Raw genomic sequence first — 13,564 nt, 5'->3', positions numbered from 1 at the left:
ATGGCTGCGCTCGTTTGGACCATGGTCGGACTGGCCCTCTGGCACTTCACCGTCTTCCTTCCGGACAACTTCTACGGCGGCATCGTGGGCGCGTTCTGCGGTGCCCTGCTCGGGGCCAACATCTTCGGGATCATCGTCAACCTCGGGTCGATCCCGGGGGAGAGCGGCACCGATCTGATGACGGGCGTCGAAGCCATCCCGGGCACGTTGATCGGCCTCGGGATCATGTGGTGGCTCGGCGTGCGCAAGCTGGCCGCCGAAGCCCCCCGCCTCGCTAACGCTTAGCCCCGCTTCTTCGCGGCCCACACGGCCCAGAGCCGATCTCCGGCTCCCGTAAGGGAGGTCCGGAGGTCGCTCTCGGCAGGGCCGAACGCGGGCGCGAGTGAGAAGTACGCCCGCACGATCCGCACGCGGCCGGCGTCGTCATTGCCGGCCCACCCGCGCACCGCGACCGCGGCGTCGCGGGCGAACGTGCACACGAACCGCCCGCCGGGGCGAAGCACCCGCGCGACGTCGGCGAACGTCTCCGCCGGGCGGGTGAGCCCGCCGACCACGTTGCAGCAGACGACGTCGTCGAACGCGTCGTCGCCGTACGGCAGGCCGGCGTCCGGGTCGCCGTCGAACGAGACCAGCTCGTCGGGCGGCACGTCGAAGAGCGCGAGGGGCGAGCCGCCGAGGTCGAGCACACGCCCGTCGATGCCGAGATCGCTGTAGAGATCGCGCACGGCCGCGACGGCCGCATCATCGAAGGGCGAGACGGTGCCTCGGGGCGTGGTGCGCTCGAAGAAGCCGTCCGGAAAGTCCGGGCTCATGTGAGGAGTGTGCCCGGTTTCCGTCCTACGGCGCGCCTAGCCTCACGCTTGGGATGGATGTCCGGCTCCAGGTTTCGCCGTACGAGTTCGCCGCAGCCTCGCGGCTGACGGCGGAGTTGAGCTGCTCGCACGTCCTCGCGCAAGTTCTCGTGCGGCGAGGCCTGGCCGACCCGGCGGCCGCGCGACGCTTCCTCGACGCGGGGGTCAGTCACTCGCTCTCGGCGTGGCCCGGTCTGGCGCGCACGGCGTGGCGGGTGCTCGAGCACGTCGAGCGGGGCTCGCGGATCACCATCCACGGCGACTACGACGTCGACGGCGTCTGCTCGACGGCGATCCTCGTGCGCGTGCTGCGCACGCTCGGCGCGGACGTCGACTGGTACCTGCCGAGCCGGATCGACGACGGCTATGGCCTCGCGCGCTCGACGGTGGAGAAGCTCGCCGCGCGCGGGACCCAACTGCTGATCACGGTCGACTGCGCGGTGACGGCGGTCGAGGAGGTCGCGCTGGCGCGGTCGCTCGGGGTCGACGTGATCGTCACCGACCACCACTCGCCGCGGGCGGACGGCGTGCTGCCCGACGCGCCGCTCGTGCACCCGCGGGTGAACGGCTACCCGTGCCCGGACCTGTGCGCGGCGGGCGTCGCGCACAAGCTCGCGCAGGCGCTGCTCGAGGGGGCCGGGGAGGACGTGACGCTCGCCGACGAGGACCTCGACCTGGTCGCGCTCGCCACCGTCGCCGACGTCGTCCCGCTGCAGGGCGAGAACCGGCGCCTCGTCCGCGACGGGCTGCGGGTGTTGGCCGGGACCCGCAAGGTCGGGCTGCGGGCGCTGATGGACGTCGCCCGCGTCGACCCGAGCGGGCTCGACGAGTCCGCGATCGGCTTCCGCCTCGGCCCGCGGCTGAACGCGGCGGGCCGGCTCTACCGGGCCGACGCGGGGCTCGAGCTGCTGCTGACCGACGACCGCGACCGGGCGAAGGCGGTCGCCGCCGAGCTCGACGCCGTCAACGCCGAGCGACGCGACGTCGAGACCCAGATCCGCTTCCAGGCTGAAGCGTTGGTGGCCGAGCACCCGCCGGGGCGCGCGCTGGTGCTGGCGTCCGAGGGCTGGCATCCCGGCGTGATCGGCATCGTCGCCTCGCGGATCGCCGAGCGCCACCACCGCCCCGCGATCCTGATCGCGCTCGAGGGCGAGGAGGGCTCAGGCTCCGGGCGCTCGATCAAGGCGTTCGACCTGCTCGGCGGCCTGCACGCCGCCGCCGGCCACCTGCTCCGCTACGGCGGCCACAAGGCCGCGGCGGGCCTGACGATCGCCGCGAGCGAGGTCGACGCGTTCCGCGAGGCGTTCCTCGCCCACGCCGACGCGGTGCTCACCGACGAGGACCTCGTCCCCGAGGTGCGGATCGACGCGGTTGCGCAGGGTGATGCCCTATCGCTCGACCTGGCGGAGGAGCTCCAGGGGCTCGCCCCGTTCGGGATGGGCAACCCGGCGGTCTCGCTGCTCGTCCCGGCCGCGACCATGTCCGACCCGCGCGGGATCGGCGAAGGCCGCCACGTGTCCTTCACCTTGAGCGCGGGCGGCGCCAACTCGCGCTGCGTGGCGTTCGGCGGCGGCGACTCGCTGCCGGTGGGCGAGAATGAGCTCGCCGACGCCGCCGTCCGCCTGGAGATCGACCGCTGGAACGGCGCCATCTCCCCGAAACTGGTGCTGCGCCAGGCCCGGCGGTGCGCCGGCGGGACGATCGAGGTGGTCGGCGAGCCCGAGTTCGCCGCGGGGGTGACGCGCGAGCTCGCGCGCGACCTGGCCGCGTGGGCGGCCGGCGAGCCGGGCGGGGGCGTGGCGCCGCGGGGCGAGGCCGCGGGTGGCGCGGCGCCGGGCGAGGCCGCCGACGCCGCGGCGCCGGGCGAGGCCGCCGGTGGCGCGGCGCCGGGCGAGGCCGCCGACGCCGCGGCGCCGGGCGAGGCGGCCGGTGGCGCGGCGCGGGGTGAGGCCGTCGGCGCGGCTGGCGGCCTCCGGCTCACGCGCGACCTGCGCGGCACCGGCATCGCGGGCATCCTCGGCGACCTCGTCGCGTCCGGCGAGCCGGTTCTCGCCGTCGCCGCCCACGCGCCGCATCGGGCTCGGGCGCTCGCGGAGCGCGTCGGCGGGTTCGCGGTCGCGAGCTGGGGGGCGATCGAGGACGATCCCGGGCTGGCCCGGCGGTACACCCACGTGGTCGTTGTCGACCCGCCCAGTCGGCCGCTGTTGGACCATCCGGAAGGTGAGGGCTGGACCCATCTGGCGTGGGGTAGGTCTGAACTAGACTTTGCGGTACGGATACACGAATGGGACTTCGACCTGCGCGACCCGCTGACCGCTCTCTACCGCGCATTGCGCGCGGCGAAGGTGGCGTGCGGTGAGCCGGGTGAGGCGCTGCTCCGCGGAGACGGGCCGCAGCCGAGGTCCGCGGCGCTCGCGGGCCGGCTGGTGCGGGTCCTCGTCGAGCTGGGGCTCGCCGAGCTCGATCGCGACGCTCAGACCCTTCGCGTGGCGGAGCACCCGGAGCGCACCGCGCTCGAGCGCTCCGCGGCGTTCGTGGCCTACCAGCGACGGCTCGAGGACGGACGGCAATACCTGATTCCCAGCAATCCGAGGCTCCCGCAAGCGGCCTGAACGATGCCGGCGCGAACGGCGATCGTCCGCTGACGGGCGGAGACGCGATCCCGGTCGCGGTGGCCGCGCATTGCCCGGTCGACCGCGTCGCCCACGGCGACGACGGCACGCTGGCGATCCCCGACGACCTGACCACGCTCGAGCACGAGCTGCTGGCCGACCTGTTCGCGATCGTCTCCGAGCACGCGGACGAGGTCGCCGAGCCGATCGACCGCAAGGCCGTCCTGGACGCGTTCCTGTTCGCCTGCGAGCACCACGCCGACCAGCGGCGCGTCAGCGGCGAGGACTTCATCACCCACCCGGTCGGCGTGGCCAAGATCTGCGCCGGCATGCGCCTGGACACGGCGACGCTGTGCGCCGCGCTGCTGCACGACACGGTCGAGGACACGACCGCGTCCCTCGACGAGGTCAACGAGCAGTTCGGCGAGGAGATCGCCGGCCTGGTCGACGGCGTGACCAAGCTCACCGGGATCACGTTCCAGAGCCGCGACGAGGCGCAGGCCGAGAACTACCGCAAGATGATGGTCGCGATGGCCACGGACATCCGGGTCATCCTGATCAAGCTCGCCGACCGCCTGCACAACATGCGCACGCTGGGCGCGATGCCCAAGCAGAAGCAGATCGAGAAGGCCAAGGAGACCCTCGAGATCTACGCGCCGCTCGCGCATCGCCTCGGTATCCACGCGATCAAGTGGGAGCTCGAGGACCTCGCGTTCGCCACGCTGCACCCGCGCAAGTACCAGGAGATCAAGGGCCTGGTCAACCAGCAGCGCGAGGAGCGCGAGCGCTACGTCGCCAAAGCCGGCGGCTACCTCGCGAAGGAGCTGGAGGCGCTCGGCATCCGGTCGGAGATCTCCGGCCGCGCCAAGCACTTCTACTCGATCTACTCGAAGATGACCCGCAAGGGCCGCGAGTTCAACGAGATCTACGACCTGACGGCGATGCGCGTGATCGTCGACTCCGTCAAGGACTGCTACGGCGCCGTCGGCGTCATCCATTCCCTGTGGAAGCCCCTCCCGGGCCGCTTCAAGGACATGGTGGCGATGCCGAAGTTCAACATGTACCAGGCGCTGCACACGACGGTGATCGGGCCCGAGGGGCGGCCGCTGGAGATCCAGATCCGCACGCGCGACATGCACGAGACGGCCGAGTACGGCGTCGCCGCGCACTGGCGCTACAAGGAGAACTCGACCCAGGCGCGCCAGGACCCGACCGACCAGAAGCTCAAGTGGCTCAAGTCGCTGCTGGACTGGCAGACCGAGAACGAGGGCGACCCGACGGAGTTCACCGACCAGCTCCGCGGCGAGCTGATCGAGGACGAGGTCTTCGTCTTCACGCCCAAGGGCGAGGTCAAGTCGCTGGCGATGGGCGCGACCCCGCTGGACTTCGCCTACGAGATCCACACCGACGTCGGCCACCGCTGCGTCGGCGCGCGGGTCAACGGCAAGATCGTGCCGCTGCACTACGAGTTGCAGTCGGGCGACATCGTCGAGATCCTCACGTCCAAGCGCGAGCGCGGCCCGTCACGCGACTGGCTGGCGCTGGTCAAGACGACCCGTGCGCGCAACAAGATCAAGGCCTGGTTCAAGGCCGAGAGCCGCGACGACTCCGAGCACACCGGCCGCGAGCTGCTCCAGGAGCACCTCAACAAGGCCGGGCTGCCCGCGCAGAAGCTGACCGGCTCGCCGCTGCTGGCCGACGTCATCCGTGAGCTCGGCTTCAAGAAGGCCGACGATTTCTACATCGCCCTCGGCGGCGCGAAGATCTCGCCCAAGGTCGTCGTCAACAAGGTCCTGCAGCGGCTCAAGCAGGGCGAGGCGGGCGTCGAGGAGCCCAGCCCGGGCGAGGACCTGCTGCTCGACCGCCGCAAGGCGCCCGCGCTGCGGCGCCCGGACGGGAACGCCGCGAAGTTCGGCATCCGCGTCGAGGGCGTCTCCGACGTCCCGCTGCGCCTGGCCAAGTGCTGCCGCCCCGTGTCCGGCGATCCGATCGTGGGCTACGTGAGCCTCGGTCGCGGCATCACGATCCACCGCGACGACTGCCCGAACGTCGGCGCCCTTCGCAAGGACCCGGAGCGCTTCGTCCCGGTCTCCTGGGACGGCGACAACGAGACCGGCTTCAAGGTCGAGATCCAGGTCGACGCCTGGGACCGCCACCGCCTGCTCGAGGATCTCTCGCGGACCTTCGCCGAGGCGGGCATCAACATCATCGAGGCCCGCTGCCTCGTCCAGCACCCGATGACCCGCAACCGCTTCGTCATCGAGGTCGGCGACACGCAGGCGCTGAAGTCGGCGATCAACCGCCTCCGCGCGATCGATTCCGTGTTCGACGCCTACCGCGTGATCCCCGCTGGCGGCTAGTGTCGCGAGTCGGAAGTTCGGGCGTCGATAGCGGCCCGCATCGTCGTGGCTGGGGGTCGCCGGTGATCCGGTGCATACTGGTGGTACGTGCGGGATCGCCGGCGGCCACCAGGCGCGGCGAGGCGTCCGGTAGCGGCTCGCGAACTTGTGACTCGGGACACTAAGACGGTCCTGCTGCTGCACGGCTGGCCGGGCTCGGCGCGCGACTACCGCCGCGTCGCCGGCCACCTGCCGGAGGACCTCCCGGCGCTGGCCCCGGACCTGCTGGGGTTCGGCAGCGCGTTCTCCGGGCCGGTGGCGCTCGAGGACGTCACCGCCGAGGCGCACGCCCGGCGCCTGTTGGACGCCACCGACGGCCCGCTGGTCGTCGCGGGCTACGACATCGGCAGCCGCATCGCGCAGGCGATGGCGCGGCTCGAGCCCGACCGGATCGCCGGCCTCGTCGTCACGCCCGCGTTCCCGGCGATGCAGCGCTACTCGACCGCCCCGGAGATGGCGCCGCACTACTGGTACCAGCACTTCCACCGCCTGCCGCTCTCCACGCAGCTGCTCGACGGCCGCGCGGAGGAGGTCCACGCGTATCTGACCCACATCTGGGGGACCTGGGCTGCACAGGACCTCACCGGCGGCGACGAGTTCGCCGCGCTCGTGGACGAGTACGCGCGACCCGGAGCGTTCACGGCCAGCGTCGCCTGGTACTCCGCCAACCCGAGCGGCAGCCAGGCGCCGATCGGCGTCCGCACGATCGTGCTCTGGGGCGACCAGGACCCACTGTTCCCGGTCGCTTGGAGCGAGAGCGTGCCGGAGTCGTTCACCGACGCCGAGCTGCGTGTGCTGCCCGGTGCCGGTCACTTCCTGCCGCTGGAAGCGCCGCAGGCGTTCGCGGACGCCGTGCTCGACGCTACTGGTCGGTCGACTGGTCCATGACGTAGATCGTCGCCCCGCCCGGGTCCTGGTAGACGGCGAGGAACCCCCCGGGGATCTCCGACGGACCTTCGAGCACGATCAGCGCCTCCGGGCGCCCGGCATGGAACGCCTCGACGCTGTCGACCACGAACAGCGGCCCTCCCGGCGCGGTCGGGTCGTTCGCGTCGAGCATCAGCTGCACGTCCGAGCCCGGTACGACGAGCGCGACGGTCGAGTCGCCCTCGCGCCAGGCCTCGGTGAACCCGAGGCCATCCCGATAGAGGGCGAGCGAGCCCTTCAGATCCGACGTGGGGGTGAACAGGAACTCCAGCTTCATGGTGCAACCCTCCGTCCGTAATTGGATTATGAGAGAGCGTAACGCCATTATGCTCGTTTGTGCCCGACTGGATCCCGATTTCCACGTCTCCGAAGGGGAGATTGGCGCTCGCCGCGGTCCGCGAGTTCGGGAACCGGGGGTTCGAGGAGGTCACCGTGGCCGAGCTCTCGGCGGCGGCGAACGTCACGACCGGCGCGCTCTACCACCACTTCGAGAGCAAGCTCGGGCTCTACGCGTTCGTGCGCGCGGACGTCGAGCAACGGCTTCTGGACCGGATGGAGGGCGCGCTCGCGGCGTCGGCGCCCGTGACGGGCGCGCTCCTCGTCGGGTTCGACTTCGCCGTCCGCGAGGGGTTCCTGCGGATCCTCGGCGACCCGCCGGCCGGGGAGCGCGACCGGCTCGCCGAGCTGCTCGGCGGTCCCGTGTTCGGCCGCGTGCTGGCGGCCGCCTGGCGTGCGGCGCTCGCCGCGGTGGCCGACGGCGCGGACCCGGTCCAGGCCCGCGCCGCGGTCGCGGCACTGCGTTACGCGTCGGACTCGTAGCTGCGCGCGTTCAGCACAGGAGCTGGGCGCCGTTGTCGCTCTCGTCGGATTCGGCGACGGCGTTCGTGGCGTCGACCCGCACCGTCGTCAGCCCCTCCGAGCGATCTCCGGTGTCGAAGAAGCGGAAGTCCGCGACCTGGCCGGCCGGAAGTCCGTCATGCGCGAAACTCGAGCTGCCGCCGCTGTTGGTTCCGACGACCTGGAACGCCCCCGCCGCGGTCGGTCCGTCGTTCATCACGCGATACCCGGTGCAGTCGTCGAGGATCGCGACCACGAGGTTGGGCTTCTCGGGGCTGGACTCCGCCGGCTGCGGAGGTGCGGCGGTGGCGAGCACGGCGAACACGGCGGTGCCGATCCCGACCCAGGCCAGTTTGATCCCGTATCGCCCCGGCTCGGCCTTCACGTCCCGCCGCGCGCTGAAGCCGAGCAGGACGGCGACGACCGCCCAGAACCACATCCCGGCCGTGTCCTGGGCGCTGATCGTCTCGCCGTTGACGTCCGCGGCGGCGAGGGTGAGCCCCGCGCCCAGCACGGTCATCGTCCCGATCGAGGCCGCCGCGACGGCCTTGAAGCTGATACGCCGGCGCCAAGGCAGCGCACGTGTCGCGTCCTCGTAGGCCCGTTCGGCCTCCGCCCGCCGGCGCATCGCGTCGCGCTGCGCTCGTGCCCGCTCCTCGGTCGCGGCGTTGAGCGACAGTTGCTCGCGCTCGTACTGCTCCGCATCGTCGAGGTGATCGCGAGCGGTCTTGGCGCGTGCCTCAGCGGCGCGTTGGCGCTGACCGAGGACCAGGCTCGTGGCCGACAGGATGATCCCGACGACCGCCGTGAACATCCCCACCCACTCGTTGGCTTGGAGCGTAAGCAGCATCATGTCTAGGAGTCAGAGCACGATGCGCGATATGTGAATACATCAGCTCGAGGCGGACTCCACGAAGTAGGACCCGTGGCCCTGGCCGTCCGAGAACCAGCGGCTCGTGACGGTCTTCTTGCGGGTGAAGAACTCGACCGCGTCCGGGCCGTGGGCGTGGAGGTCGCCCAGGAACGAGTCCTTCCAGCCGGAGAACGGGAAGAACGCGACCGGCGCCGCGACCCCGATGTTGACGCCGATCATGCCGACCTCGACGTCATGGCGGTAGCGGCGGACCGAGGCGCCGGACTCGGTGAAGATCGACGTGCCGTTGCCGAACGGCGACGAGTTGACCAGCTCGATCGCCGCGTCGAGCGTGTCGACGGCGACGATCGAGAGGACCGGGCCGAAGACCTCCTGCGCGGCCAGCTCGGAGCCGGGCGCGACGTTGTCGATGATCGTGGGGCCGACGAACGACGAGCCATCCGGACCGCCGGCGCCGCGGCCGTCCACCACCACGCGGGCGCCGTCGGCCTGCGCGCGGTCGATGAAACCGTGGATGCGGTCGCGGGCCGAGCACGAGATCACCGGCCCGACGTCGACGCCGGTCTCGAGCCCGTCACCGACCCGGAGCGCCTCTGTCGCCCGCACCAGCTCCGGCACCACGCGCTCGTGCGCCTCGCCGACGGTCACGACCACGGAGCCCGCCATGCAGCGCTGGCCGGCGGCACCGAACCCCGAGGCGATCAGCCCGTCGACGGTCTTGCCGACCACGGCGTCCGGCATCACGACCATGTGGTTCTTCGCGCCGCCGAGCGCCTGCACCCGCTTCCCCGCGGCGGCCGCCCGCTGGTAGACGAGCTTGGCCACCGGGGCGGAGCCGACGAACGAGATCGCGTCGATGCCCGGGTGGTCGAGCAGCGACTCGACGACCTCGCGCCCGCCGTTGACCAGGTTCACGACGCCGTCGGGCAGCCCGAGCTCGTCGAGGACGCCGAAGACGAGCTGCTGGGTCAGCGGCACCTGCTCGGACGGCTTGAGGATGAACGTGTTCCCGCACGCGATCGCGAACGGCATGAACCAGAACGGGACCATCGCGGGGAAGTTGAACGGGGCGATCGCGGCGCACACACCCACCGGCTGCCGAATCGTTTCGGCATCGACCCCGCGGGAGACGTCCTCCAGGATTCGCCCCTGCATCGTCGTCGGGACGGCGCAGGCGGCTTCGACCATCTCGATCGCCCGCATCACCTCGGCGGTCGCGTCCGGGAGCGTCTTGCCCATCTCGATCGTGACCGAGCGGGCGAGGTCGTCGACACGCTCCATCAGCCGCTCGCGCAGCGTGAACAGCAGCTTCGAGCGCTGGAGGACCGAGACCGCGCGCCAGGCCGGCAGCGCGGCGCGAGCCGCCGCCACGGCCGCGTCGACGTCGGCCGCGGTGGAGAGCGGCACCTCGGCGAGGTGCTCGCCGGTCGCCGGGTTGACCACGTCGAGACGCTCCGCGGCCGAGGACGGGACCCAGGCACCGCCCACGTAGTTGTCGAGGATCTGGACGTCGGTCGCGGTCATGCCATCAGCCATTCGTGGTCGGGATCGTTGTGGAACGCCCACGTCCGGCGGGGGCCGGCCATGACGTTCAGGTAGTAGGAGCGGTAGCCCGGCGGGACGCCCACCGGGTGGTAGCCGCGCGGGACGAGCACGGTGTCGCGGTCGCGGGCGGTGATCGCCTCGTCGAGCGAGCGGTCGTCGGTGTAGACGCGCTGCACCACGAAGCCGTGCGCCGGATCGACCCGGTGGTAGTACGTCTCCTCGAGCAGGGACTCCTCGGGCAGCGCGTCGCGCTCGTGGCGGTGCGGCGGGTAGCTGGACCAGTTCCCGGGCGGGGTCTGGACCTCGGTCACGAGCAGCGAATCGGCCTCGCGCTCGAGCATCAGGATGTTGTGGATCGTGCGCTGCATCGACCCTGTGCCGCGGGTCACCGGGGTGATCTCGGACGCCGGCAGCGCCCGCGCCTCGGCGCCGCCGTCGGGCGCGGGCGCCCAGCACAGGCCGATCTCGGCGTCCCCGTCGAGCGTCACCGTCGAGCCGGGCGGGAAGTAGGCGGCGTCCGGCGCGCCCTCGAACGGCGTCGGTCGCGAGCCCAGCTCCCACTCGCCGATCCGCGCCCGCCCGGAGATCACCACGACGCACAGCTCGCGCTCGCCGGTCTCACGGGTGACCGGCGAGCCGTTCAGGCGCAGCGCCTCGAAGCCCACATAGGTCCAGCCCGCGCGTTCCGGCGAGATCGAGACGATCGTCTCGCCCTCCGACGGGGGGACTCGAAGCTCGTGACTCACGTGTAGAGCCGCTGGCGCGTGCGCGCCTGCTCGTAGGCCGCGCGGGCCTCGTTGACCGACGGCTGCGAGGCGACCTCGGCGACCGGCACGTCCCACCAGCTGTCGAAGTTCGGCACGCCCTGGTGGCGGTCGGTCTCGACGTAGACGCAGGTCGGCCCGGCGGCGCCGCGCATGCCTTCCAACGCGGAACGCAGCTCGTCCAGGGAAGCCGCGCGGGTGACCGGGACCCCGAGCGCCTCGACGCTGAGCGCCAGGTCGACCGGCAGCGGCGCCGTCACGGCCTCGCCGTCGACCGGCAGGTGCCCGTTGGCCGACGCGCGGTGGATCGTTCCGAAGCCGTCGGAGCCGATCGAGCGCGACAGCGCGCCGATCGACGCGTAGCCGTGGTTGTCGACCAGCACGAGCCGGATCGGCACGCCCTCCTGGACGGCGGTGACGAGCTCGCCCGGAGACATCAGCCACGACGCGTCCCCGACCAGCACCCACACCTCGCGCTCGGGCGCGGCGAGCTTGGTCCCCACGCCGCCCGGGATCTCGTAGCCCATGCACGAGAAGCCGTACTCGACGTGATAGCCCTTGCCCTCGGGGTCGCGGGCGCGCCAGAGCTTGTGCAGGTCGCCGGGTGCCGAGCCGGCGGCGTTGACGACGACCCCCGTCTCGCCGGCGACGTCGTTGACCGCGCCGATCACGGCGGACTGGCGCAGCGGCCGGTCTTCCGGCCCGGGGGCGACCAGCTCCGCGACGGTCTTCGCCCACGCCCGCGAGAGCTCGCCCGCCCGCGCGGTCCACGCGGCCGGCGCGTGGCGGCCCTCCAACGCGCGCCGCAACGCGCTCAGCGCTTCGCGAGCGTCCGCCTCGACCGCCACGCCCCCGTGCTTGTGCACGTCCAACGACGCGACGTTGATGTTGATGAAGCGAACATTCTCGTCCTGGAACGCGGTCTTGGACGCGGTCGTGAAGTCGCCCCAGCGCGTGCCGATGCCGATCACGACGTCCGCCACAGCCGCCAGCGCGTTCGCTGCCGCGGTGCCCGTCGCGCCCACGGCGCCGAGGGCCAACGGGTCGTCGGAGAGCATCGAGCCGCGCCCCGCCTGCGTCTCGCACACCGGGATGCCGGTCGCGTCGGCGAACGTGCGCAGCTCGTGCAGCGCCTCGGCGTAGATCGCGCCGCCGCCGGCCACGATCAGCGGCCGCTCGGCGGTCTCGATCAGCTCCGCCGCGCGCTTCACCGCGCCGGCCGCCGCCGGACGTCGCCAGACCGTCCACACGCGCTCCTCGAGGAACGCGTCCGGGACCTCGAACGCCTCCGTCTGGACGTCCTCGGGCAGCGCGATCGTGACGGCGCCGGTCTCCGCCGGGTCGGTCAGGACCCGCATCGCCTCCATCAGCGCTCCAATCAGCTGCTCCGGCCGCGTGATCCGGTCGAAGTAGCGCGAGACCGACTTGAAGGCGTCGTTGCAGGACAGGATCCCGTCGTGCGGCGCCTCGATCTGCTGCAGCACCGGGTGCGGCGCGCGGGTGGCGAACGTGTCGCCGGGCAGGAGCAGGACCGGCAGCCGGTTGACGGTCGCCACGGCCGCGCCGGTGACCATGTTGGTCGCACCCGGGCCGACCGAAGACGTGCAGGCCCAGGTCGCGAGCCGGTTGCGCTGGCGCGCGTAGGCCGTGGCGACGTGGACCATCGACTGCTCGTTGCGGGCGGGCACGTAGCGCAGCTGGCCCTCGGAGAGGGCCTGGCCCATCCCGGACAGGTTCCCGTGCCCGAAGATCCCCAGGCAGCCCGCGAAGAACGGCTGCGATTCGCCGTCGCGCTCCAGCCGCTGGACGGCCAGGAAGCGCACGAGCGCTTGAGCCACGGTCAACCTCATGCCAGGACTCCTTCCAGCTCCTCGAGGGTCGGCATCGCGTCGGCGCAGGCCAGCCGCGAGGCCACGATCGATCCGGCCGCGTTGGCCATCCGCACCGCGCGCTCGGGCGGCCAACCCTGCAGCAGACCGTACGCGAGCGAGCCGCCGAAGGCGTCGCCGGCACCGAGCCCGCAGACGACCTCGGTCGGGACGGGAGGAACGCTCGTCCGTCCGTCCCGGGTCGCGACGAGCACGCCCGCCGGGCCCTGCTTGACGATCGCGACCTGGACGCCGAGACCCAGCAGCCGGTCGGCGGCCTCGTCGGGCTCGCGGGTGCCGACGGCGACTTCGACCTCCTCGCGGTTGCCCACGGCGACCGTGGCGTACTGAAGCGCTTCACGGACCATCGCGGTGGCCTCGGCCGCGTCGGGCCAGAACATCGGCCGGTAGTCGAGATCGACGATCACGTCGCCGCCCTCGCGGGCGCGCAATGCGGTCAGGGTCGCCTCGCGGCTCGGCTCCTGGCTCAGCCCGGTGCCGGTCACCCACAGGATCCGGGCGGCGCGCACGGCGTCGAGGTCGAGCTCGTCGGCGCGGATCTCGAGGTCCGGCGCCTTCGGCTCGCGGTAGAAGAGCAGCGGGAAGTCGTCGGGCGGGTGGATCTCGCAGAACGCCAGCGGCGTGCGCAGCGTGGGGTGGACGCCGACGAAGGCGTCATCCACCCCGAACTCGCGCAGCGCGCGGCGGCAATAGACGCCGAACGGGTCGTCGCCGACCTTGGTGATCACGGCGCTTTTCGCCCCCAGCCGCGCCGCCGCGACCGCGACGTTCGTGGGCGAGCCGCCGAGCGACTTCGCGAACGTCGAGACGTCCTCGAGCTTCACGTCGATCTGCTCCGGATAGAGGTCGACGCTGATCCGGCCCAT

Annotated in this window: 12 protein-coding genes; 5 read left to right on the top strand and 7 right to left on the bottom strand. The window is 72.1% G+C overall.

Annotated elements, in window-relative coordinates:
• Positions 1 to 21 precede the first annotated feature (21 nt).
• On the top strand, positions 22 to 285 hold the full coding sequence (locus tag G569_RS0123075; protein WP_245602539.1) for a hypothetical protein: 264 nt from the start codon (positions 22 to 24) through the stop codon (positions 283 to 285).
• Here the strand turns inward: G569_RS0123075 and G569_RS58700 are convergent.
• On the bottom strand, positions 282 to 812 hold the full coding sequence (locus G569_RS58700) for a methyltransferase domain-containing protein (protein WP_053226853.1): 531 nt from the start codon (positions 810 to 812) through the stop codon (positions 282 to 284). The two genes, G569_RS0123075 and G569_RS58700, sit on opposite strands and share 4 nt — an antisense overlap.
• 53 nt (positions 813 to 865) lie before the next feature.
• Between G569_RS58700 and recJ the strand changes: the two genes are divergently transcribed.
• The 3 genes from recJ to G569_RS0123050 all read left to right on the top strand — a co-directional run bounded on the left by recJ (position 866) and on the right by G569_RS0123050 (position 6,750).
• Positions 866 to 3,463: a single-stranded-DNA-specific exonuclease RecJ gene (gene recJ / locus G569_RS58695; protein ID WP_053226852.1), complete on the top strand. Its 2,598-nt coding sequence runs from the start codon at positions 866 to 868 to the stop codon at positions 3,461 to 3,463.
• A 59-nt stretch (positions 3,464 to 3,522) separates the two neighbouring features.
• On the top strand, positions 3,523 to 5,823 hold the full coding sequence (locus G569_RS50840) for a RelA/SpoT family protein (protein ID WP_245602538.1): 2,301 nt from the start codon (positions 3,523 to 3,525) through the stop codon (positions 5,821 to 5,823).
• Between the two features lie 147 nt (positions 5,824 to 5,970).
• Positions 5,971 to 6,750 (top strand): alpha/beta fold hydrolase, encoded by a 780-nt coding sequence (locus tag G569_RS0123050; RefSeq protein ID WP_028065167.1) that lies wholly within the window; start codon positions 5,971 to 5,973, stop codon positions 6,748 to 6,750.
• Here the strand turns inward: G569_RS0123050 and G569_RS50835 are convergent.
• A complete protein-coding gene (locus G569_RS50835; protein WP_053226851.1) occupies positions 6,725 to 7,066 on the bottom strand; it encodes a VOC family protein in 342 nt (113 codons plus the stop codon). The genes G569_RS0123050 and G569_RS50835 overlap by 26 nt on opposite strands.
• 59 nt (positions 7,067 to 7,125) lie before the next feature.
• Here G569_RS50835 and G569_RS0123040 point away from each other — a divergent pair, with 59 nt between their 5' ends.
• Positions 7,126 to 7,608, top strand: coding sequence for a TetR/AcrR family transcriptional regulator (locus tag G569_RS0123040; RefSeq protein WP_064750429.1), 483 nt, complete (start codon positions 7,126 to 7,128; stop codon positions 7,606 to 7,608).
• Positions 7,609 to 7,618: 10 nt separating this feature from the next.
• Here G569_RS0123040 and G569_RS0123035 read toward each other — a convergent pair whose 3' ends face one another.
• The 5 genes from G569_RS0123035 to iolC are packed head-to-tail and all read right to left on the bottom strand — an operon-like array spanning position 7,619 to position 13,564.
• Complete coding sequence (locus G569_RS0123035) at positions 7,619 to 8,479, bottom strand: CARDB domain-containing protein (protein ID WP_028065165.1); 861 nt, start codon at positions 8,477 to 8,479, stop codon at positions 7,619 to 7,621.
• A 39-nt stretch (positions 8,480 to 8,518) separates the two neighbouring features.
• Complete coding sequence (locus tag G569_RS50830; RefSeq protein WP_053226849.1) at positions 8,519 to 10,024, bottom strand: CoA-acylating methylmalonate-semialdehyde dehydrogenase; 1,506 nt, start codon at positions 10,022 to 10,024, stop codon at positions 8,519 to 8,521.
• Positions 10,021 to 10,791, bottom strand: a complete 771-nt coding sequence (iolB, locus tag G569_RS0123025) for a 5-deoxy-glucuronate isomerase (RefSeq protein WP_028065164.1) — start codon at positions 10,789 to 10,791, stop codon at positions 10,021 to 10,023. The genes G569_RS50830 and iolB overlap by 4 nt, the downstream gene beginning before the upstream one ends.
• The gene (gene iolD / locus G569_RS0123020) at positions 10,788 to 12,659 is read right to left on the bottom strand and encodes a 3D-(3,5/4)-trihydroxycyclohexane-1,2-dione acylhydrolase (decyclizing) (RefSeq protein WP_028065163.1); all 1,872 of its coding nucleotides are present in this window, start codon (positions 12,657 to 12,659) and stop codon (positions 10,788 to 10,790) included. Before iolD ends, iolB begins: the two co-directional genes overlap by 4 nt.
• Positions 12,656 to 13,564: a 5-dehydro-2-deoxygluconokinase gene (gene iolC, locus G569_RS0123015; protein WP_053226865.1), complete on the bottom strand. Its 909-nt coding sequence runs from the start codon at positions 13,562 to 13,564 to the stop codon at positions 12,656 to 12,658. The genes iolD and iolC overlap by 4 nt, the downstream gene beginning before the upstream one ends.

The organism is Solirubrobacter soli DSM 22325, assembly GCF_000423665.1.
GTDB classification, from domain to species: Bacteria; Actinomycetota; Thermoleophilia; order Solirubrobacterales; family Solirubrobacteraceae; genus Solirubrobacter; species Solirubrobacter soli.
This window is presented reverse-complemented; position numbering and strand designations above follow the sequence as displayed.

Bases quoted from the DNA above. Each gene is read 5' to 3' on its own strand.
- iolD (WP_028065163.1), bottom strand. From the start codon at position 12,659: ATGAGGTTGACCGTGGCTCAAGCGCTCGTGCGCTTCCTGGCCGTCCAG.
- G569_RS50835 (WP_053226851.1), bottom strand. From the start codon at position 7,066: ATGAAGCTGGAGTTCCTGTTCACCCCCACGTCGGATCTGAAGGGCTCG.
- recJ (WP_053226852.1), top strand. From the start codon at position 866: ATGGATGTCCGGCTCCAGGTTTCGCCGTACGAGTTCGCCGCAGCCTCG.
- iolC (WP_053226865.1), bottom strand. From the start codon at position 13,564: ATGGGCCGGATCAGCGTCGACCTCTATCCGGAGCAGATCGACGTGAAG.
- G569_RS58700 (WP_053226853.1), bottom strand. From the start codon at position 812: ATGAGCCCGGACTTTCCGGACGGCTTCTTCGAGCGCACCACGCCCCGA.
- G569_RS0123075 (WP_245602539.1), top strand. From the start codon at position 22: ATGGTCGGACTGGCCCTCTGGCACTTCACCGTCTTCCTTCCGGACAAC.
- G569_RS0123035 (WP_028065165.1), bottom strand. From the start codon at position 8,479: ATGATGCTGCTTACGCTCCAAGCCAACGAGTGGGTGGGGATGTTCACG.
- G569_RS50830 (WP_053226849.1), bottom strand. From the start codon at position 10,024: ATGACCGCGACCGACGTCCAGATCCTCGACAACTACGTGGGCGGTGCC.